General features: G+C 47.4%; 22 protein-coding genes. 4 read left to right on the top strand and 18 right to left on the bottom strand.

Going from position 1 to position 21,528, the window contains the following annotated elements:
• Positions 1 to 3 precede the first annotated feature (3 nt).
• The 4 genes from MHM89_RS03420 to MHM89_RS03405 all read right to left on the bottom strand — a co-directional run bounded on the left by MHM89_RS03420 (position 4) and on the right by MHM89_RS03405 (position 4,493).
• Complete coding sequence (locus tag MHM89_RS03420; protein WP_275441739.1) at positions 4 to 498, bottom strand: PTS glucose transporter subunit IIA; 495 nt, start codon at positions 496 to 498, stop codon at positions 4 to 6.
• Positions 495 to 878, bottom strand: coding sequence for an ACT domain-containing protein (locus MHM89_RS03415; protein ID WP_022943642.1), 384 nt, complete (start codon positions 876 to 878; stop codon positions 495 to 497). The genes MHM89_RS03420 and MHM89_RS03415 overlap by 4 nt, the downstream gene beginning before the upstream one ends.
• Before the next feature lie 247 nt (positions 879 to 1,125).
• Positions 1,126 to 3,291, bottom strand: a complete 2,166-nt coding sequence (gene pta, locus MHM89_RS03410; RefSeq protein ID WP_239408068.1) for a phosphate acetyltransferase — start codon at positions 3,289 to 3,291, stop codon at positions 1,126 to 1,128.
• On the bottom strand, positions 3,291 to 4,493 hold the full coding sequence (locus tag MHM89_RS03405) for an acetate kinase (protein WP_138547163.1): 1,203 nt from the start codon (positions 4,491 to 4,493) through the stop codon (positions 3,291 to 3,293). Before MHM89_RS03405 ends, pta begins: the two co-directional genes overlap by 1 nt.
• A 177-nt stretch (positions 4,494 to 4,670) precedes the next feature.
• Here MHM89_RS03405 and yfbV point away from each other — a divergent pair, with 177 nt between their 5' ends.
• Positions 4,671 to 5,117 (top strand): terminus macrodomain insulation protein YfbV, encoded by a 447-nt coding sequence (yfbV, locus tag MHM89_RS03400; RefSeq protein WP_022943645.1) that lies wholly within the window; start codon positions 4,671 to 4,673, stop codon positions 5,115 to 5,117.
• Here yfbV and rlmA read toward each other — a convergent pair.
• From rlmA to xthA, 3 genes are read right to left on the bottom strand one after another with little or no spacing between them, the layout of a single operon-like run.
• Complete coding sequence (rlmA, locus tag MHM89_RS03395) at positions 5,102 to 5,911, bottom strand: 23S rRNA (guanine(745)-N(1))-methyltransferase (protein ID WP_045978659.1); 810 nt, start codon at positions 5,909 to 5,911, stop codon at positions 5,102 to 5,104. The two genes, yfbV and rlmA, sit on opposite strands and share 16 nt — an antisense overlap.
• A complete protein-coding gene (locus tag MHM89_RS03390; protein ID WP_239408067.1) occupies positions 5,908 to 6,531 on the bottom strand; it encodes an energy-coupling factor ABC transporter permease in 624 nt (207 codons plus the stop codon). Before MHM89_RS03390 ends, rlmA begins: the two co-directional genes overlap by 4 nt.
• Before the next feature lie 8 nt (positions 6,532 to 6,539).
• Positions 6,540 to 7,343 carry an exodeoxyribonuclease III gene (gene xthA, locus MHM89_RS03385; RefSeq protein ID WP_239408066.1) on the bottom strand — a complete coding sequence of 268 codons (804 nt, stop codon included), beginning with the start codon at positions 7,341 to 7,343 and terminating at the stop codon, positions 6,540 to 6,542.
• Positions 7,344 to 7,659: 316 nt separating this feature from the next.
• On the opposite strand from xthA, the gene MHM89_RS03380 reads away from it, so the two are divergent.
• Positions 7,660 to 8,097, top strand: coding sequence for a hypothetical protein (locus tag MHM89_RS03380; protein WP_026110933.1), 438 nt, complete (start codon positions 7,660 to 7,662; stop codon positions 8,095 to 8,097).
• 114 nt (positions 8,098 to 8,211) lie between these two features.
• Here the strand turns inward: MHM89_RS03380 and glsA are convergent, their stop codons facing one another.
• The 4 genes from glsA to MHM89_RS03360 form a co-directional block, all read right to left on the bottom strand.
• Positions 8,212 to 9,219 (bottom strand): glutaminase A, encoded by a 1,008-nt coding sequence (gene glsA, locus MHM89_RS03375; protein WP_239408065.1) that lies wholly within the window; start codon positions 9,217 to 9,219, stop codon positions 8,212 to 8,214.
• 141 nt (positions 9,220 to 9,360) lie between these two features.
• Positions 9,361 to 10,749, bottom strand: coding sequence for a DcaP family trimeric outer membrane transporter (locus MHM89_RS03370; RefSeq protein WP_239408064.1), 1,389 nt, complete (start codon positions 10,747 to 10,749; stop codon positions 9,361 to 9,363).
• 8 nt (positions 10,750 to 10,757) lie between these two features.
• Positions 10,758 to 11,849: a DUF481 domain-containing protein gene (locus MHM89_RS03365; protein WP_239408063.1), complete on the bottom strand. Its 1,092-nt coding sequence runs from the start codon at positions 11,847 to 11,849 to the stop codon at positions 10,758 to 10,760.
• 90 nt (positions 11,850 to 11,939) lie between these two features.
• Positions 11,940 to 13,235, bottom strand: coding sequence for an anti-phage deoxyguanosine triphosphatase (locus MHM89_RS03360; RefSeq protein ID WP_045978663.1), 1,296 nt, complete (start codon positions 13,233 to 13,235; stop codon positions 11,940 to 11,942).
• 161 nt (positions 13,236 to 13,396) lie between these two features.
• Between MHM89_RS03360 and MHM89_RS03355 the strand changes: the two genes are divergently transcribed.
• Positions 13,397 to 14,212 (top strand): glucosaminidase domain-containing protein, encoded by an 816-nt coding sequence (locus MHM89_RS03355; protein ID WP_239383893.1) that lies wholly within the window; start codon positions 13,397 to 13,399, stop codon positions 14,210 to 14,212.
• Positions 14,205 to 14,855, top strand: coding sequence for a DUF2987 domain-containing protein (locus MHM89_RS03350; protein ID WP_239408062.1), 651 nt, complete (start codon positions 14,205 to 14,207; stop codon positions 14,853 to 14,855). The genes MHM89_RS03355 and MHM89_RS03350 overlap by 8 nt, the downstream gene beginning before the upstream one ends.
• 42 nt (positions 14,856 to 14,897) lie before the next feature.
• On the opposite strand, the gene ttcA is transcribed toward MHM89_RS03350, so the two are convergent.
• From ttcA to MHM89_RS03315, 7 genes are all read right to left on the bottom strand, one after another.
• Positions 14,898 to 15,809, bottom strand: a complete 912-nt coding sequence (gene ttcA / locus MHM89_RS03345; RefSeq protein ID WP_239408061.1) for a tRNA 2-thiocytidine(32) synthetase TtcA — start codon at positions 15,807 to 15,809, stop codon at positions 14,898 to 14,900.
• A gap of 121 nt (positions 15,810 to 15,930) precedes the next feature.
• Positions 15,931 to 16,854, bottom strand: a complete 924-nt coding sequence (gene uspE / locus MHM89_RS03340; protein WP_045978667.1) for a universal stress protein UspE — start codon at positions 16,852 to 16,854, stop codon at positions 15,931 to 15,933.
• 103 nt (positions 16,855 to 16,957) lie between these two features.
• A complete protein-coding gene (locus tag MHM89_RS03335; RefSeq protein ID WP_022943658.1) occupies positions 16,958 to 17,713 on the bottom strand; it encodes an FNR family transcription factor in 756 nt (251 codons plus the stop codon).
• Positions 17,714 to 17,750: 37 nt separating this feature from the next.
• Positions 17,751 to 18,422 (bottom strand): sulfite exporter TauE/SafE family protein, encoded by a 672-nt coding sequence (locus tag MHM89_RS03330; RefSeq protein ID WP_022943659.1) that lies wholly within the window; start codon positions 18,420 to 18,422, stop codon positions 17,751 to 17,753.
• On the bottom strand, positions 18,409 to 18,582 hold the full coding sequence (ccoS, locus tag MHM89_RS03325) for a cbb3-type cytochrome oxidase assembly protein CcoS (protein WP_022943660.1): 174 nt from the start codon (positions 18,580 to 18,582) through the stop codon (positions 18,409 to 18,411). The genes MHM89_RS03330 and ccoS overlap by 14 nt, the downstream gene beginning before the upstream one ends.
• Positions 18,579 to 20,963 carry a heavy metal translocating P-type ATPase gene (locus tag MHM89_RS03320; RefSeq protein ID WP_239408060.1) on the bottom strand — a complete coding sequence of 795 codons (2,385 nt, stop codon included), beginning with the start codon at positions 20,961 to 20,963 and terminating at the stop codon, positions 18,579 to 18,581. The genes ccoS and MHM89_RS03320 overlap by 4 nt, the downstream gene beginning before the upstream one ends.
• On the bottom strand, positions 20,964 to 21,455 hold the full coding sequence (locus MHM89_RS03315; protein WP_026110935.1) for a FixH family protein: 492 nt from the start codon (positions 21,453 to 21,455) through the stop codon (positions 20,964 to 20,966).
• Between the last annotated feature and the right edge of the window lie 73 nt (positions 21,456 to 21,528).

Raw genomic sequence — 21,528 nt, 5'->3', positions numbered from 1 at the left:
AATCTACTTCTTGTGATAAATGAATAACAAAGGCTCAGCGCAATGTGCCTGCTTGTGGCTAAATAATACCTCTGCGCTAAAACGTGTGTGGGTCACTATCATAGCGACCCGAGCTGCCGATTTAAACTGGCGTAGGTCAAAGTAAGCGAGTTGCATCCCTTTGCGTACAGGGGTGCAGTTAAGCGCCGATAGTTTTGCCTTGTTCGTTAGCGTGGGCTCATCGCTGTGTAAATGCACTAATATATGCACGCCGTTATTGCTTTTAAAGCGCCATTGTTTGGCACCCATATCAACGCTGAGTAGCTGACCGTCGCAAGGGGCTACCAACTTATGTGAATGCATCTCGATACACACCCCAGCGCCAAGTAACCCATGTGCCATAAGTGCACTGGGCAGGCAATTTATAGGGTGCACCTGGCCGCTCACAGGAGCACACAGTGTTAGGGTGGGTGAAGGGGGTAACTCAGCTGGCAAGCAAAATTGACTAACTTGGCTCATGAACGAACGGTGTAACCTTCTTTTTTAAGTGTCGACATGGCATTTTTTGCCTGTACGCGTTTAACCAAAATATAGTCTGTATCAAAGGTAGATACAGCAAAAATGGAAATGTTCGCTTGTGCCAACACGCCAGAAATATTAGACAATATACCTGTAAGCGAAAAGCCAAGGGGACCGAGTACTTCAAAGGCCACCCAGCCTGGTTCTTGCTCTAAACTATCAAGCTCAATATCGCTGTTGCATACAACGGAAAGCTCTTCGGCTGTTTTGGCAACGAAATAAAACTCGCTTTGGGTAATGGCTTTGGGGATCTCGCTGGTGCTCTCAAAGCTATGAATCGTAAAGTCGTTCGCAAGCAATTGTAGCGTTTGTTTAGCCATAACGATCCCCTTTGAGGTTAAAGTTAACTTATACCGAAAATAACTCGACGGGTCTAGGGACTTTGCTTTTGCTTAGTTAGATTATAAGCAAATCCAACATAAATGGGTATTAAGAGTGGGGTGAGGTAAGGGCCATGGTGACAAAATAAGTTGCTAACAAAAGCTGTGGATAAGTTTGGGGGTAGCGTGGTTAATAGTCTGTAACTTTATGAAAAGGCAGCACTTATTTATGCTGCCTGATTATTGTTCAGGCGTCGCTCAGTTGCTCAGCCGCTTGTTGTGCTTGAATTGCTGTCAGTGCGATGGTGTAGACGATGTCATCCACTAAGGCACCACGGCTTAAGTCATTCACCGGTTTACGCATGCCTTGAAGCATCGGGCCTATACTCACTAACTCGGCGCTTCGTTGTACAGCTTTATAGGTGGTATTGCCGGTATTCAAGTCAGGAAATATAAACACCGTTGCCTGTCCGGCTACTGGGCTATTTGGGGCCTTTTTGCGCGCTACATTTTCCATGATCGCGGCGTCATATTGCAGGGGCCCATCAATGATAAGATCGGGACGTTTTTGTTGCGCTAATTCAGTGGCGGTCCGTACTTTTTCGACGTCGGCGCCCGCGCCCGAGCTACCGGTGCTGTAGCTGATCATCGCCACCCTAGGTTCAATGCCAAAAGCGGCCGCTGAATCTGCCGACTGGATAGCAATATCTGCCAATTGCTCCGCCGTTGGGTCTGGGTTAATAGCACAATCGCCATAAACCAGCACTTGATCTGGCAGCAACATGAAAAAGACCGATGATACCAGAGATGAGCCTGGCGCCGTTTTGATCAACTGCAGCGGTGGGCGAATGGTGTTGGCCGTGGTATTGACAGCCCCAGACACTAGCCCATCGACTTCGCCTTCGGCTAACATCATGGTACCCAGCACAACGTTATCTTGCAGCAATTCCTCGGCGACAACATGGGTAAGACCCTTGTTCTTACGAAGCTCAACCATAGGTGCAACGTAGTTAGCGCGGATGCTGTCAGGGTCAACAAGTTGAACATAGTCATTGAGTTCCACGCCCTGTTGCTCAGCGATACGCGCGATCTCTTGAGGGTCGCCCAATAGCACAGTCCGGGCAATGCCGCGCTCACCACAAATAGCCGCAGCCTTGATGGTGCGTGGCTCTTCGCCCTCTGGCAGGACGACGGTTTTGTTGGCTCTACGAGCCTTACCGGTAAGCAAGTAACGGAATGCTGGCGGCGAGAGTTTACGTGTTTTCTGCGAACTTTGCGCCAAGCTATCGAGCCACTGACTATCGATATAGGTGGCTTGATGCGCCTTAACTTTATCAACGCGCTGCTCATCATCGCAGGGCACTTCAAGGTTAAAGTTATGCAGCAATAATGACGTGCGCCACGTATCGTGCTCGGTAGCCAAAATAGGCAGGCCGGTTTGTTCCATAGCCTGTTGGCACAGCGCCATAATACGAGGTTCAGGTTCAATATCACCGGTGAGCAAAATGGCTCCTATCTTGGTGCCGTTCATCGCCGATAAGCAACCTGCAACTAACACATCTGAACGGTCCCCCGGTGTAACCAGTAACACTCCGGGAGAGATATGGTTAAGTAAGTTAGACACGGTGCGCGCACAAAAGGTTACGCGACGTAAGCGCCGATGTAATAAATCGCCTTGATGAATCACTTTAGCATCAAGATACTGTGCTAAATCGATGGCTCTTGGAGCGACCAGCTCGAAATCCCACGGGATACTACCGAGCAAGCGAAAGGGTTGCCGGCGAAATAGCGGCATCGAGGCTAAACGGTGCAGCTCATTTTCTAGTTGCTCCGGGTTGAATTGCTCAACCAAGTCGGCCCGTGCTCGGCCTTGCTCATCAAGCGGCGCATTCACTTTGTTAAAGATACAACCAAGCACACGCGGGTGACTGATGCCACCGTAATTGCCAGCGGCTATCTCAATTTTGTCTTCTAACTCCTCTAAAGAGTCATTACTGGGAGTCACTACAAACACAATATCAGCGCCAAGAGTCTGGGCTATTTCTCGGTTCACACGCCCCGCATAAGGTTGGTTTCTGGTTGGTACCATGCCCTCAATGATGGCAATTTCATCATCATGAATTGCACTTTCAAAACGCTCAACGATCTCTTCAAGCAATGTATTTCCTTTGCCATCGCCAATCATATTTTCAGCGTAGGTCAAAGAAAATGGCTCCGGTGGATTGATGCTAGAGCCGATTTTCACGATCGCAGTCGATTTCTCAGGTCCACACTCGCCACGACGGGGTTGGGCAATGGGCTTAAAGAAGTTTACTTTGATGGCTTTTTGTTCCAAGGCCCTCACTAAGCCCACGGATACAGAGGTAAGGCCGACACCCGTGGAGACGGGAATTAGCATAATACGACGTGACATTATGACACTCCTTTTGCTAGGCGAGCGGCATCTTGGCAAATCATCCACTCCTCATTGGTGGGGATCACCACCGCCTGAGCACGGCTGGTTGCCGTGGTAATAACGCCTAGGTTGCCAAAGCGGGCCGCAAGGTTACTCTCTGGATCAACATGGATATCTAAAAAGCTTAAATGGGCGAGCACTTTAGCACGAATAATGTCTGAATTTTCGCCAATGCCACCGGTAAAGATAAGTGCATCGAGACCAGCAAGCGGTACTAAATAAGCAGCAATCTGCTTAGCCAGTCGGTAACAGAAAATATCCAGGGCCAGGGTAGCCTTGGCATTGCCAGCGACATGCGCCTCTTCTATGGTGCGACAGTCATTGGATAATTCGCTGATCCCCAACAAGCCACTTTGCTTGTTGAGTATGTCGCTGACTTCTGCACTGGCATAACCTAGTTGGTTAGTCAGAAAGTCAAACAGTCCCGGGTCGATATCACCACTGCGAGTGCCCATCACCACGCCCTCTAAAGGAGTGAGCCCCATGCTAGTGTCAACACTGCGGCCATTTTTTATCGCACACACCGAGCAGCCATTGCCGAGGTGGGCACTAATGATGCGGCTATTATCTGCATCTAATCCAAGCTCTTTAATAGCCATTAAACTCACATACGCATGACTGGTACCATGAAAGCCGTAACGTCGCACACCATGGCGCTCATATAATGAGTAAGGCAAGGCATACAAATAAGCATGCTTAGGCATCGTTTGATGGAAGGCGGTATCAAATACGGCAACCTGAACGAGCTCAGGAAATGCCGCCTGTGCAGCCCGAATGCCCGTTAGGTTTGCCGGGTTATGCAATGGCGCCAATTGTGCCGTTTGAGTAATGGCATCAATAATATGGGGAGTGATAATCTGCGAGCCAGTGAATTGTTCGCCGCCATGCACCACACGATGACCTACGGCGATTAAATGTTGGCTCAAAGAGAAATTACCAATAAGCGTGACCAGGGTATCGATCGCTGTTTGGTGATCGGCGCCCTTAGGTAAGGCGTTAGTATGCTTGTCGCCAGCAAATTTATACTTTAAGGTGGCGTCGTCACTGTGCAGACGTTCTGCTAATCCAGTGAGTAGTTCATCGCCAGAGTTGGCATCCATAACAGCGAACTTCAAACTTGAGCTGCCACAATTGAGTACGAGGACGTGTTGTACAGACATTAAATAGACCTGTGGTTGAATGTAGGAACGTGAACCCATCAATGAACTTAGTCGGGCGCCAAAAGATTAGCTATAATCCTTAGGTGAACCTAGTGCAAAACTAGACTAAGGTATAATTGATAGGTGATATATATTTTACCTTAATTTCAGACATAGCGTTAGTTGTTAGAGGCGCAAATGCAAAAAAGTCTTATTTCGCAAATACAGCAAGGTCACCAGTACACTAAAGTGTGGCCGCTACGGCGTGAGCTAGCGCCGCTGTTTATAGAAAACAGGGTGGTGAATGCCACGGCCTTCGCTATCAAAATCATGCCTGCGGTGGCACTGACAAGTTTAGTGATTCAGCTTCAGGTGTTGGGGCAACAGTTTTTGGGGCCCGCTCTTGCATGCGCCTTACTGATCTTGTCTTTACCGGTGCAAGGTTTATTATGGCTTGGAAAACGTGCTGAGACACCGCTGCCACCAAGTATGGCACTGTGGTATCGTGAACTTCACGAGAAGATGGCTGCACAAGGATATCAAGGAGCACCAGCAAAAACTAAACCTTGCTATATGGAGTTGGCTAAGTTGCTCCGTGATATGTTTGAAAAAATGGACAAAGCCTTTCGTCAGGATATTTTCTGATACACCGTAATGAAAAACTCGGCGTCGATAGTCACCTCATCGGCGCTTGCCAAATCTGCCATTTGAATTTCACTGAACTTCCATGCAAAGGGTGTCATCAGGGCTAAATCCTTGGCATCTTCTCCAGCTAATGAAATCTGCTGTTGTAACAACTGTTGCCGTTGCCGATTGAATCCGGGCGGTGTGTCAGGAGCAGTGTGCTCGCGCACTTGTTGATATATGAGCGCTTTTAACTGCGCTAAGTGTCTTGGCCCTGGCGAAACAACAATAAGGTGGCCGTTGTCCTGTAACAAGCGTGCGCTTTCATCGGCGAAAATAGGGGCAAATACGCTGCTCACCACACTGGCGCAGCCACTGGCCATGGGCATTTGTTTGGTTGACGCCACGGCAAACTGACAACCAGGGTAGCGCTTGGCTCCATAACGCACGGCAGGTTTTGCAATGTCAATGCCATGAACAAGCTCTGGGTCTTGGAATTGTGCTGCCATCGCTGCGCTATAGTAGCCTTCACCGCAGCCCATATCGACAACATAACCTGTTCCCGAATAACACGCCGAGACTTCTCGTGCCAGCGCATCGCGCATAAATTGGTAGTGGCCCGCATTTAAAAATCGTCTTCGTGCCTGCACCATGTCCTGATTATCTCCAGGTTGTTTGGATTTTTTAAACTGTACCGGGAGCAAGTTGACGTATCCCTCTTTGGCATAGTCAAATTGATGGCCCTTGGCGCACACCAATGCTTGGTTTTGACGTTGCAGCGGTTGCTGGCAAAGAGGACAACAGTAAGCACTCATTGAGAGAGGTATTCCTTATCATAAAAGGTGCGCACCCAGTGTGGCCGATAAATCACCATCAACGTCATGGCCATGCCATTTAGCATCGCTTCGGGAAACCAGATCAGGGCGCTTAAAAATAGGTAGTTTTCAGTGAGCGTTACCCAATCATAACTACCGATAAACCAAAAATAGCCGGCACCGACAAAAATTTTCAGGCAATTAGCCAATGCTGCACACAAAAAGCTACAAACAAAAATATAGATGAACAGATGCCGGGGAAGGACGTGATACACCACAATAAATAATAAATAGCTAAAATAAATAGGGATCAGCGCCGTCAGTATGATGAAGGTTGCTGCACTTTCAATACTGACCACGGAAAACGCCAGCAATAAGATCGTTGCTAATACACTGGCCAGTGTCGCTAGGCGCCAGCCTAAGATCAGAGTGACCGCAGTGACGCCAAGAATATGGATATCTAGGCCCGGGAATATACCTGCCTTGATACGCCAAAGTAGTGCCAGTACTAAGGCGCAGGCAAATAAGCCTTTTTGCCGAGCAGGATGCGCTATCAACCCGGTTAAACTGGCTTTATCGATGCTCAGGGCAAGGATAATTGCAAGTATGATATAGCTCATGGCTGCGTTTAAAAAGTGCTCCAAATTGGGGCGTGATCAGAAGGCTTTTCAATGCCTCTTAACTCATAATCAATGCCGCTGTCACTCAGGGTGCTCGCCAATGCCTTGGTCGCCAAAATTACATCAATTCGCAGTCCTCGGTTATCATCGAAGCCTTTCGAACGATAGTCAAACCAAGAAAATTGGTCGTCCGTATCTGGGTAGCATTGGCGATAGGTATCGACCAAGCCCCAGGCCAGCAGTGTATCCAGCCACTCGCGTTCTTGTGGTTGAAATGAGCATTTTCCGGTTTTTAGCCAACGCTTTTTATTCGCTTCACCAATACCGATGTCTAGGTCGGTTGGGGAAATGTTGATATCCCCCATAACGGCTAATTTACTGTCAGCGTGGTAATGGCTATCCAATTCAGTCATCAAATCAGCATAAAACTGTCGTTTATAAGGGAACTTGGTTTCATGATTGATGTTATCGCCTTGCGGGAAATAGCCATTTAGCACCGTAACATCATCACCATGGCTATCTTCCACAGTAACGGCAATCATCCGTTTTTGATGATCATCGGTATCGGTAGAGAAGCCTTTTTTCACCTGCTTAGCGGGGTTTTTGGTTAGCATTGCCACGCCGTAATGACCTTTCTGCCCGTGAAAATACACGTGGTAGCCCATGGCTTCAACATCGGCGACAGGGAATAAGTCGTCATGTACTTTAATCTCCTGAAGGCCAACGACATCAGGGTTGTGTTTTTCCAATAGCGCCTGCAGTTGGTGTAACCTTGCGCGAATGCCATTGATATTAAATGAGATAAGTTTCATGTCCGGAGATCCTTTTGCACTAAATAACGGCGTTGTTGGCAGTATACCAAGCCCGTCGACAAGTAAAAATGGCTACGCTTTTGTTTCGATTAAAAATGCAGCCTTACTGAACGAGTCGACATTTTTAAGATGATTGAATTGTGAGCAAAAAGTACAGCTATTAAGCATTTGTTACATGATAAATGTGATTACGTATATGAATTGTTAATTCTTTAAAATATTTTTAATTGCATAGCTAATGCAGTTGACATCGTATTTTGTAGATATAAAATTCAGTTCAAATTTTGATCACCCGTTCATTTTTGTGGAGTCTTACATGACCAAACTTACTGCCCTTGTTATCCCTTGTTTATTCGCTACTTCAGCTTTTGCCAGCACAGAGCGTGTTTATTTTGCTAAAAACGACAGTATTGAGTCTCAGGTCTGCGTAGCAGCTGCGAACCAAGGTTTAGCGGCAGCAAAAGAGCTAGGCGCAAAACATGGTATTCGTGTAAGCCGCGTGTCTTCTAGCTTGTACTGCAACGGTCAAGATATTCGTGATATCGCTAAAAATGTGACGGTTGAAAACGCAAATAGCGACACCGCAGTGAGCCTTTATGCTAAAAATAATCAGCGAGAGACACAACTATGTTTGGAAGCTGCGCAAAAAGGTTTAAGCACACTAAGCCTACAGAACAAGCGTCTATCTAACCTTCGTTGTAACGGCCAGCCGGTTAAAGAATTTGTTAAGCGTTACCGTAATGCTGCAATCTAATGAGTGATTGAGCTCGCTCAGTCATTTTCCACAAGTTGGATATCAAAACGCACCTTGAAAAAGGTGCGTTTTTCGTTGCATCGTTGATAACGAAGTCAATGCGGATAGGGACAATTAATCAAGATGACTAAATACATTGGCGTTGGCCTTATCGGCGATATAATCTATCGCCCGCTGAGCGCGAACACTGTTGCCAGCCTCATCAAGTTTTGGTGAAAAAGCAGCAATAGCAAACTTGCCTGGCATCACCGCGATAATGCCACCACCGACACCACTTTTGGCCGGTAAGCCTACTTGAAACGCCCAGTCGCCACTGGTTTCATAAAGCCCTGCGGTAGCCATCACCGCCAGCACACGTTGAACATTTTCTGCTGTCATTAGCGCTTCGCCAGTGACTGGGTGCGTGCCACCATTCGCGAGTACGGAAGCCATCATCGCGAGATCTTTGGTCGTCACTCCCACTGAGCATTGACGTGTATAGATATCTAAATTCATATCCACATCACCGTAGAAGCGGTCATAAGACTTAAGCAGTTCAGCGATAGCGAGGTTGTGGCCATTGGTTGCCGACTCCGATTTATATACCTCGTTCATCACCGCCAGCTCTCGGCCAGCAAATTGATCATACCAAGTAGCAATCGACTGCCATTTTTGCTGTGTCTTATCACCCTCTAGCAGACTCACTGTGGCCATGGCCCCGGCATTGACCAGTGGATTGACTGAGCGGTCTTGGTTCAGCTCGATGGCAGCAACAGAATTAAATGGCAATCCTGTGGCGTTGACGCCGATTTTATCGACTATTGCTGCGCTGCCTTGCTGCTCCATGGCTAAGGCGAGCGTAAATACCTTAGAAATGGACTGAATTGAAAATTTGGCGTCAATATCCCCTTGAGTGAATACTTGACCATCAGCGGTGACGATAGCAATGGCAAATAAACTGGAGTCCACTTTGGCCAAAGCCGGAATATAATCGGCATTGGCTCCTGCATTGGTATCTTTGTATAAAGCATGAGCAGTATTGAGCACTTGCTCGACCTTCTGTGGGTCATAAGGGCGAGCCAAACAGGCGGTACTGCACAAAATAATGAATGATAAAAAGGCTGAACTTATCCACGTTTTCATTGTTTCACTGTCCTATTAAGGGTGTTGAGCACACACCCGGGCCGATAAAAAGGCCATAACATAAGGGCGGCGATTTAAGCACGCGCCTTATGAACCAAAGATTAAATGCTTGCTAAGCGATAACGCTAGTAAATCATCGCTTCAATACTTAAAGCCAAATGAGGTTTGCAGGCGCAGGTTATCAGCCTGCTCACCGGCAAAATTCTCTACTTCCCCGTATTGTAGCTCCACGCCTAAACGGGACATCATAGTTGGGTTCCAAATAAGGTTAATAGTGCTGTAGAGACTGTTATTAAATGCTCTAGCGTGTTGCGTAGCAAGGTTGTCAACGTCGACGTAGCTTACCCCTAGGCTAGATGTAAAGCGCTCACTCCATTGCTTATCGAGATACACAAACCCACCACTGATACCGATTGCTTGTAAATCACCGTTGCTGTTTAATCCTGCATCGCTGCCCCCGGTGATAGCGCTGTATATACTGCAACACGGGTCATTGATATAGCGGGCGATGCCTTCGCCAGTTGCAAATTGGAACTTCAATAAATGTGCCTTATCAAGGGCATAATTGCCGGTGACATTGATACCCCATCCTGTTACTGAGTCTTCTTGGGTCGATGTTTCAAAGCCTAAGCTACGTAGTAATAGGGCGGCTTTTATGTAGCCATCTGTGAAACGCTGCTGATAACTGAGCGTAGCGTCTGGCCAATCGTTCTGCTCATTGAAAGAAAGGGTCGCGGGGTCGATATCTCGAGGAAATGCCAAGTCGGCGTCAGAGCGCTCCATGGTCACCATCCATGTTGCCCCCGATGCGCTTTGTTCAGTGTGATAGCGGATTTGTGGTTGACGGGTAAACACCATGGCAGTGGGACCCCAATAATCAATGATGTTGGGGAAGGAATTAATGTCCATAAACCCGGAAAAGGTTTGTCCTGCTCCCCAATTCCCAAGCTCACCCCATAGGTGAGTCAGGTGAAAATCGGCATTACCTTGGTCATCAAACATATCGAATTCAAAACGCGTGGTCATATCACCATAGTGGGTGGGCGTATGGCTGCGAAACGACAGCTTAGATTGGCCGGCGCTCAACAGCGTGTTGTCGTTGGTGGTGTTGTCATCATAAGCAATAGAAGAGGTTTGAAAGCCGGCACGATTCGTCATTTCGCCGTGATTATAGATAGCATCAAGCCAAATTTGTCCACCTAGTTGCAACGTCGTCGTTGAGTCGCTTAAGCGAATACTTTTGGCGGGGGCGGCAAACCGGTGACTCGGTCGGGTGGTGTCATTAAAGAGCACTTGCTGCGCCTCTATCGCAGAGACCTTGGCATTATTGGCCACTACTTGGGTGCGTTTTTGTTCGCGCTCCAATGCAGCGATTTTTTTATCTTTAGCAGCCAACTGCTTTTCTAGCTCGCTGAGGCGCTGCTCAAGCGCACTGAGACGCTGCTCTACACTTTGTGCATGACTATTGGCGCTGTAGCACAGCACAGAAAAGAGCGCTGCGGCGACGACATTTAATGGCAGAAATTTCATTGGCTCTCCTAAAGTTCAACACCTAAAGAAACAATCATCTTGTAGTCATCCTGCTTGGGAATACTGCCATCGGCATTAGCCACGGGGGAGGCAAGATGATCCCACACCAATGATAAGTCCAAATCTATGTCGTTAGTTATATCAATAGAAGCGCCAGCAAGAGCATGTTGAGCATTACCACCTGAGGCGTTTTCAGCAAAGGTAAAACGGTAGTCAAACTTTAAATCTACATTGGTGCGCCATTCGTAATCCAAATTTGACTCAAAATAAAAAGAGGTGGAGGAATTACTGGTATCTTGCCCCGCAGCGACATCACTAAACTCGGTTCGTTGATAGGCTGGCCCCGCACCGATATCCCATTCCAGTTTATCTGTGTCTATTAAGTAGTAGCCAAAACCAGCACCCAGTGTGTATTTGTTATCGATATTTTGAAAAGGGTCGCGGTAATACTCAAAAAATACCGGGCGAAAGTACAGTGAGCTGGTATAAAACCAATCAAAGGTGCCATTCGCTCGGACATTGTTTTCAGTCACCTTATCGTCGTTTGCTGTGCGATCTGCCAGCGCGGTAATGAGTAACCTGTTACTGGCCGTCCGACGTTTTATATCAACACTGGCCGAGAGCTCGGTTTGTTCGGTATTTCCTCTGCTTAAATTCGCGCCTACGCCGACCTTGATAGACCAAGCGCTTAGCTCGTCTTCGGCACTAGGAGCAATAGAAACTAAGTCTTGATAGCGATATTGCGAAGGACTGTTTCCCACAACCACATAGCCTCCGGATATATTCAGCGACCCTTGTTGCACAGTGCCGTCATTAAAGCGCACGCTGTGAGAGCGCCCAGATATGACCATATAAATATCTTCTTGATCAATGATCAGGGTATCGAGAATATCGCTTTCAAATTCCACCTTTTTGTCATAGAGCGATTTCAGCTCTCCTTTAAGCCACTCTCCGGAATTTAGGCGTAACCAGTCGTATTTATCGGCTTGTTTGATAACGACCTGACGCTCCTCAAGTAAGGTATCAGGCAACGAACCGGTTGTGTTGGCGTTATTGCTAGTACTTATGAGCAACGCCAGTAAGCATAAAGGGTAATGCATTGGTGTCGGTCCTTGAATACTCAGACGTTTTCGTTATTGCTTTATTAGTTTAGACGAACATAAAGCAATTGCTGTGTTCCTATTATGTAGTTAAACACCGATGGTCGGTGCAAACAACCGTTGATAAGTTTTGTATGCATACTCATCGGTCATGCCACTGAGGTAATCGCATAGCACGCGTAAAGGATTATCGCCCTGTTGCTCGGCTTTACGATAACTCAATGCGGTTGTCTCCGGCAGCAAGCGTAGGGGATCACTGGCAAATGCGGCAAATAATTCCATGATTAGTTTTTGTCCTTTAAACTCAATTTGCTGCATATGGGGGGCGCGAATAAGGCGTTTATAAATAAAGTGTTTGAGCGCGTTTAATAAACTCATGTAAGCGCTGGGCAGGGTCACTTGATAGCGCAAAATATCACACCCAAAGCGGCTGTCTGTTTGCTCAAGTCGGGATTGGGTAATGAACAAGTTAACTAACTCACCAATGATGTCTTTGCGCTGCGCTTCACAGCCAAAGAAAAGCCGTTCAGTGATGCGGCTGTCATCTAGCCAAGGACAATCGATTTGAGCAAGTGCTGGCTCGCCATGAGCCTGCCAATCGTGGACAGTGATTTGCTCGGTGGCAATCGCATCTTCAAGATCATGCACCGCATAAGCAATGTCATCTGCCAACTCCATAATGGCCGCATCGAGTGATTTATAACGAGTTTTGTGGCGATATGCATCATACTGCTCATGGCTGGTAAAGCGTTGGCGTTGTGAGTCATCGAGCGGCGCTAAAATCCAATCAAGCAAATCTTGGTCATCATTGTATAAGCCTTTCGCCGGACGCCAATCGTGCGCTTTTATAAATTGTTGTTTGGCGTTTTGCTCTGGGTGAGTGTGCCAAAGTGTATCAATAAGCGCTGGATACTTTATAAACCCCAGTAAAGTGCGTCGGGTTAGGTTCATACCATAGCCCTGAGTGTAGGGCTCTAACTTCGCGACGATTCGCAAGGTTTGCGCATTGCCCTCGAAGCCTCCGTGTTCGCGCATCATATAATTCAGGGCAATTTCACCGCCATGGCCAAATGGTGGATGACCAATATCATGGGCTAAACACAAGGTTTCAAGTAATGACTCATCAGGAAGACAAGTAATATCTGGATGTTGTCGACTGAGATGACGTAATAGACCGCTGCCAATTTGCGAAACTTCCAAAGAGTGGGTTAAGCGAGTGCGATAAAAGTCATTCAGGCCAATACCCATAATTTGGGTTTTGGCTTGCAGGCGGCGAAACGCTGCGGCATGAATAATACGTGAGCGATCCACTTGCCAAGGTGAGCGATTGTCATTAGGGCGGTGTTTGTGTTCATCGGCGCGCCGTTGTTGCCAGATATGCTGCATGGCTTCCTCAATCTGATCCTTTGCACTGTGCAAAGTGTAAACTATAAATAAAACAAAGTCTTTTCAATCACCCGAGTGTTCAGATTGCGTTTTTAAAACAACCATGTTCGCGATATAATGCCGCGTTTTTTGATCTGGCCTTGGGGGCTCGTGGAGGATTCATGATAAAAAAGCTTGGACTGCTAATAACCGTAATAATCTGTGTGACTGCATTGTTGTACCCGTTCATATGGGGAACCCGTGTCGCAGACACTCAGCCACGTGAGGAGCAGCCCACTGTGGAAAAGCCAACAGTGCCGGAAAAACCTCTGCACAACGTTAAGCTACCTAATTTTGCTGCGATAAAGGATGTAAAACAGAAAAAGGCGGCGTTCTTCGACTTTATTCGCGAGCCTATTGAAAAAGCGAATGCTAAGTTACGCTCACAGCGTGCAGTGTTAGAAATTGCCCTGATGATGACCCAATTTGACGAGCCACTTACTGATGTGCAGATTGATAAAGTCACCGATATTTTCGCTGAATATGGGCTGGGAGATGAACAAATTAGTGAATTATCATTGCGCCAAGCATTGCGCAGAGTGGATGTGATCCCTAAAGAATTGGTCATGATGCAGGCGGCTAATGAGTCGGCATGGGGCACCTCACGTTTTGCCCGCATCGGACTTAACTTTTTTGGGCAATGGTGCTTTAGTAAGGGCTGCGGTATGGTGCCAAAGCGCCGCAACCAAGGGGCAAAACATGAGGTTGCAGTGTATCAGTCTGTGCAAGAGGCGGTGAATGCCTATTTTTATAATATCAACACCAACAGCGCGTATCGTGAATTACGCGATATTCGCGCCGACTTACGTCAAGCACAACAGCCAATCGATGCCAAGGCGCTGACGTATGGGTTGATGTCTTACTCTGAGCGCGGTGAAGCCTATATTGAAGAGCTGCAAGCGATGATTGACCATAATAGGACTTACTTCGATGAATAAATGCCTTTTTATTGCCACACTAATGTGTTCAATGGCTGTGAATGCGCAGCCAACAGATGAGCCTGTGGTGATGTCTTACGATGGCTTTTACGACCGTATGGAGGTTGTCAACGAGGGCAATTTCCAACACGCTAAAGTTGGCTTTTACTTAAAAACCTATGAAAATGCAGAAAATTGCGTACTAAAGGAAGGCAAAATCGTGACCGAGCGCGAACGCTTTCCTTTAACTTATGATGATAACGGGCAACTGTTCTTGCCCTTTGACAAGCAACTAGATACCCACAAAGCTATGGTCATCGCCACGCCACAATCAGGGCAGTGCCAGTTGAGTATGCAAATTGAAGCACCAGGACCGTTTACACGATTAACCCATGCCCAAGCTTATACCATCGAGCAAGAGTTTGATGATTTAATTGGCGACTTATCTGGCTTTTTCGTGGGTACGCTGATGCCGTTTTTGCTACCTGAACATAAAGGGGTGCAACTACACTTTGCTGATACGCTGCCGGCGAAGGTGCCGGACAGCTGGCAGTGCCAAGGCTTGCAATGCAAGGTGCCGATTGAGCAGCAGTGGCAAGACAATAATAACATCTTAGTAGAAGGCGCGCAGATTCACCGCATTACGCCATGGATAGCGCAGTAGAGAAAGGAATAAGGCCGCTTTAAAAGCGGCCTTATTATACTCTTACAGCTCAATGGCTTGAATTTTTACACCACTGTCAGAGTGTTCTTCTTCGGGCACAGTTGGTGTGTCGAACTGGGTTTTATCCAACGCAATATCGCCGCCATCTATTACTTCACCGGTTTGCAGCTGTGCAAAGTTAAACAGCGAAGTATCAGCCATATGTGAGGGCACCACGTTTTGCATGGCGGTAAAGATGCTTTCAATACGCCCAGGTGATTCTTTATGCCACTGCTGCAGCATCGCCTTGATGTTCTGTCTTTGTAAGTTTTCTTGCGAGCCACACAAGTTGCAAGGAATGATTGGAAACTCTTTTTGTTGTGCGTATGCACTGATATCAGCTTCTTTACAATAGGCCAGTGGGCGGATCACCATGTGCTGGCCGTCATCGCTCATTAGCTTGGCTGGCATGCCTTTCATTTTTCCGCCATAGAACATATTTAAAAACAAGGTTTCAATCATGTCATCACGGTGGTGGCCGAGAGCAATTTTAGTTGCTCCGAGCTCTTTAGCGGTGCGATATAAGATACCACGGCGTAAGCGCGAGCACAGCGAGCAGGTGGTTTTACCCTCAGGCACTTTATCTTTAACAATCGAGTACGTGTCTTCTTCAACAATTTTGTACTCAATACCTAAACCATCCAAGTATTCGGGCAGCACATGCTCAGGAAAGCCGGGTTGTTTTTGGTCTAAATTCACCGCAAACAGCTCAAAGCGTACCGGCGCTGAGCGTTGTAGATTTTGTAAAATATCGAGCAGGGTGTAGCTGTCTTTACCGCCGGATAAGCACACCATGATGCGGTCGCCTTCTTCAATCATATTGAAGTCAGCAATGGCTTGACCTGTATGGCGGCGTAGCCGCTTTTGCAGTTTATTGAAGTTATATTGCGCTTTGGCTTGTGCTGAATGCGACACCTAGACACCCTTGTTACGGCTCATTTTAAAGGCGCGTATTATAGGCATACAGTGCAGCGGCATCAAGAAAAAGGCGGCATTAGCGCCGCCCAAATGACAGATAGTGTGTAATGGTTGCAGATTAGTCCTCAAGCGGGGAGTGATAGCCATCGGGTTTCAGCGCCAGGACATCACAATCAAGACTATCGATAACATGCTCAGCAGTGTTGCCGACAAGAGCTGCACTAAGACCGGTGCGGCCCACAGTGCCCATCACCACAAGTTCACTGTCGAGCTTTTTCGCAATCCGAGGGATCACATCCTCCGGTAAACCTTCCTCCACATGTTGATGGTGCGTGGCGATACCATGTTGAGCGCCTAATTCTCGCGTTGAATTGAGATGATGCTCTTTCACCGTTTCATTGTACTGTGAGGGATTAAACTCCGGGATCTCAATGGCAATATTCACCGGTGTTGCCGGGTAAGCATTAACTAAATGCAGGTCGCCCTGAGCAAGTTGAGCGATAAATTTAGCGTCTTGAACAATGCGTTGATTAAGCGCTTGGTGTTGCTCATCATCACTGGAAGCATTAACTGCAGCCACCACTGCACCGCCAACTGGCCAGTTATGATCTTTCACTAGCAATAAAGGAGCCGGGCATTTACGGATCAAGTGCCAATCGGTAGGCGTAAAGATCACCGATTTTAGCGTGTCATGTTGGTGTGTGCCTTTGACGACTAGATCATAATCATGGCCGAGCACTTCGCGAATAATGGCTTCGAAAGGGCGATTATGCCATACCACTTTGGTGTCAAATTGCACATCTTGGTATTGGTGAGTGAGGGTTTTCAACCACTGCTCTTTTTCACTGAGCACCGCTTTGCGCATGGCTTCGCGCTCTTCGGCACTGAGCATTGTGGTCATTTCATAAGAAAAATCATAGATGGACAGGAAGGCGGTGATTTGCGCACCGCTTTTTCGCGCCAGTTCGATAGACCGAGACAAACTCTGTTGCTGCTCCACGGTGGGATCAACCACAGCTAAAATACGTTTAATTTTATCCATTGTGCGCCTCCTGCATTACCAAGCGAATTGTAATATACACCATTTCAGTGTAACGCAATTAACGCAATTGAAAAGGGGGCGCGGTCTGTGAGTTTGAGTTAGATCAATCGCTTGGCAAACTTATCGCAGCCGTGTGGGCCAGGGTTTCATGATCTTCAATGGTGATGAACTTACCGTCCACACGAATGAATCCCCCTTTTTGGAAGCGGCTTAATAAGCGGCTGATGGTCTCAACTGTTAAGCCTAGGTAATTACCAATTTCACCGCGCGTCATAGTGAGACGAAACTCTCTGGCTGAGAACCCACGCTCGCTGAAGCGGCGTGATAAGGTGAACAAGAAAGAGGCCAGGCGCTGCTCAGCGGTTTTTTTGTTTAGCAGCAATAACATTTCTTGGTCGTAGTTAATTTCATTACTCATTAAGCGCATAATCTGCTGGCGCAGCTTCGGTAACTTCCCTGCTAATTCGTCGAGCGTAGCGAAGGGGATCTCGCACACCATAGATGTTTCTAAGGCTTGGGCGAAGCTTTGATGTTTCATGGTTTGAATACCATCAAAACCAACTAAGTCGCCCGCCAGATGGAATCCGGTGATTTGTTCCTCACCTTGCTCTGATAGAGTAAAGGACTTAAACGAGCCACTGCGCACGGCAAAAATGGACTTCAGTTCGTCCCCAGATTCAAACAGGAAATCTCCCTTGTGCAGCGGTTTTTTGCGCTCAATGATATCGTCGAGACGATCCATTTCATCGCCATTGAGGCTATACGGCAGACACAGTTGGGAAATAGAGCAGTTTGTGCAACTAATGGCACAGTTTGACTTACCTGCGTATTTACCTGAAAGGGTTGGTTTTACGTCCATTTTACTATCCAAGGTGAACTGAATGTTTGTGTTAAATCTACGTCAGTAGAGGTTGGCTTGCAACAATAAGGCTATACAACCCATACCAAAGTAATAGATTACCAAGTGCTAGGCGCACCCATGGGTGATTGAGGCCACGCTTTATAAATTGGGCGCCTAACCCTAATGCCAACATGGCAGGGAGTGTCCCAAGCGCAAAGCATAACATAAATAGTGCGCCATTAATCGCGCTTTGGCTGGTTATAGCCCAAGTTAGCGCGCTGTAAACTAAACCACATGGCAGCCACCCCCAAAGTGCACCATAACCCAGGGCCTTGGGATAGGTATTAATTGGCATTAGGTAGCGGTTTAATTTTACGATATGGCGCCACAAAGCCCATTGTCCGGCTTTTTCAACTGGGCCAAGGGCATTAAATAGCCGCATCACGTACAGGCCAACCAAAACCATAAAGACTGCGCTGAATAAGCTTAATACTTGGCTGAGGGTGTTACTCTGCTTGGCAAAGGCAGCACTTAGCCCTCCTACAAGGGCACCCGCTAGGGTGTAGCTAAATAACCGACCTATGTTGTAAGCACTGGCTGCACCGACGGCATTAAGGTCCTTACTGGCCAATTGAAAACTGCCGGCGATACCGCCACACATAGCAACGCAGTGGCCGCTGCCGGCAAGACCCATAAGCAAAGCAGCAATAAAGTTAATCTCGCTCATTGCTCTTGTCGTGCTCTTCTTTGTCGTCCTCAAAGAGAATGCTGTGGCCTTGTTTATCTAAGTCGGAAAATTGCTCGCTTTTGACTGCCCAAAAGAAAATGCCGATGGCAATAATCACGAACAAAATAGCGATAGGGATTAACACATAAATAATGCTCATAGGCGTAATAGTCGCAACGAGTTGGTAATAACAATAATGGAGCTGGCAGACATACCTATGACCGCCATCCACGGCGCCACGAGGCCCATCGCTGCCAAAGGCAAGATAGCGCCGTTATAACACAGCGACAGTGCCAAGTTTTGACGAACAATTCGGCGTGTTTTTTTGGCAATGGTGATAAGCTTAGACACCGAACGTAAATCGCTGTTTAACAATACCACATCGGCGGTGTTCTTCGAAATATCGGCGCCGCTATCCATCGCAATCGATAAATGTGCGGCGTTAAATACCGGACTGTCATTGACGCCATCGCCAACCATGGCACAGATATCTCCCTGATTATGCCACGATTGCATCAGTGCTAATTTGTCTTGTGGCAGCAGCGCACTGTGACATGCATCTAATTGCAGTTGTTGGCTTAATTGGGCACCTTTATCGGAGGGGTCGCCAGTGAGCATCACGCGCTCAATGCCTTGTTGTTTTAATTCCTGTTGCAGCTCTTGTGCATATTCTCTTACTTTATCTTGTAAAAAGAATGCGGCCACGGCGGATTCATTTACATATAACACCGCCTGCGCGTTTTTAGGTTGCGGGCCTGCAAACCAGCTCGCTTTACCAATGTGCACACGTTGACCTTGCCACATACCAGCCACCCCATAACCTGTGTGTACTTGGGCATCGGTGATGACTTGTTGGGCAGCAGCACTCGCACTCTCGGTAAACGCTTTGGCTATGGGGTGCTCGGAATACGCTTCTAAAGCGCTGGCCAATGCATGTACTTGTTGCTCGTCGTAGGCGTTATCTAGTATTTCCGTGTGGTCAATAACAAAGCGCCCTAACGTCAGGGTGCCCGTTTTATCAAAGCCCACCTTGGTGAGCTTGGTGGCTGTCTCTAACACATGAGACTGTTTGATTAACACCCCGCGCTTGGTGAGGTTGGCCACAGCACATGTTAGTGCGGTGGGGATGGCCAAACTCAGTGCACATGGGCAAGTTGCAACCAACACCGCAATGGTGATCCAAAAGGCGTGCTCGGGAGCAATACTGTACCAAGCTGCTGCGGTAATCGAGGCAAAAACGAGTAAGCAGGCAACAAACCACTGGGCAACCTTGTCGGTTACTTGGGCAATGCGCGGGCGTTGGCTTAATGCTGAGTGTTGCAGTCTGATGATTTGGTTGACCAAGGTGTTTTGGCCCACTTTGTTGATCTCTATCGTCAATACGCCATCATGGTTGAGAGTGCCAGCATGGACTTGGTCGCCTACACGCTTAGTCACAGGGTGATGTTCGCCGGTCATCATTGACTCATCAACACTGGAATGCCCCGCAATCACCACGCCGTCAGCGGCAATGGTTTCGCCGGCTTTGACGCGTACGATATCACCTAGAGAGAGGAGTTTGGCACTGGTTATATGCTCTTCATTATTCTCTACTTTACGCGCTGTTAGGGGCAGTAATTTTTGCAAGTTAGCGGTAAATTCACTGGCTTTAAGGCGGGCGCGAAACTCTAAATATTTACCCAGTAACAGCAAGAAGGTAAACATACAAATGGATTCGAAATACACTTCGCCTTGCTCAGTCAGTGTGGCATAGCAGCTGGCAAAATAGGCACCAAATATCGCCAAGGATACAGGGACATCCATATTCAATTGTTTAGCGCGAAGACCACTGATGGCATTGGTTAAAAAGGGCAGTGCAGAGTAAAAAATAACGGGCGTAGCAAGGGTTAAACTGATCCAACGGAAGTATTGCTCGAAGTTATCTTCCATCCCTGAGAACATGCCAAAGTACATGGCAAAGGCGAACATCATCACCTGCATGGTCATCAGGCCTGCGACGCCAAGACGACGGATAAAGCTCTTAGCTGTTGCCTGTTTTTGTGCCGCTTCACTATCAGCTTGAAAAGGGTAACTCTTATAACCGATCTCAGCGAGACTGGTGATCAAGGTGCTGAGTTTGACCTGTTCGTCGTTCCACACCACCATGGCGCGATGAGTGGAGGTATTAACATCAACGCGTTTTACGCCCTGATGGGCGAGCAGCTGCCTTTCAATAAGCCAAGCGCAGGCAGCACAACTGATCCCTTCGACACTGAGCAGCACCTCTTTATCGTCGCCTTGATGAGCCACAAACTCTTGCTGAATACTTTCTTGGTCGTAGCTTTTTATAAGTGCAAGTTGCTCTGGCACAAGCTGTTCGACTTTACCGGCAGACTCTGTGCGATACTTATAATAATCAGTCATGCCTTGGTCAACGATGGTCTGGGCGACAGCTTTACAGCCAATGCAACACATGGGCTGCGCATGACCTTGAATGGTGACCGATTCATTAAAGCCAGCCGGAACTGGCTCAAGACAGTGAAAACACGTCTTTGCGCTCATTTACTTATACTCAGGGTCAACTTTTACGGTGCCGTTCAAGGGCAGCTGAATATTTTCTTTTAGCTTCCAGCTGTCATCAAAAGGAGTAATAAACACAGTGTAAGCGCCCTGTGGGATCGGGGAGTCTAATAGCGCCGTGAATTCACCACGGGCATTTTGCGTGAGTCTAAAACGAATATCTTTTTCTTCAATGGTGCGGTGATACAGGCCGATATTGAGCGCTGCAACTTTTGATGCGTCGCCTTTGGTAAAGCGGAACACCACACGCTCTTGGTCAATATCAAGGTCGCCGTGTAAGTAGAGCGCTTTGGCTTTATTAAACTTGCTCAGCTCGAGGTTGATGGCCTTGCCTTTTTTGTAATAATCGTCCACTACCATATCAGGGCCGTTGCCAACAGCGAAGGTGATAAGACCGATGCAGGCTATTATTGTTACTAATGGGAAAAACAACAGAAACCAAGGCCAAAACTGCTTATACCAAGGGGGAGACACTGCTTTCATAACGCACTTCATATTGCCGAATAGTGGCTGCTATTTTACGGTATTAGAACAAAAATTCCCAAAA

The sequence above is a fragment of the Pseudoalteromonas sp. CNC9-20 genome (assembly GCF_022347875.1).
GTDB classification, from domain to species: domain Bacteria; phylum Pseudomonadota; class Gammaproteobacteria; order Enterobacterales; family Alteromonadaceae; genus Pseudoalteromonas; species Pseudoalteromonas ruthenica.
The sequence above is the reverse complement of the archived record's forward strand: the minus strand, read 5'-3'. Positions and strand labels throughout refer to the sequence as shown.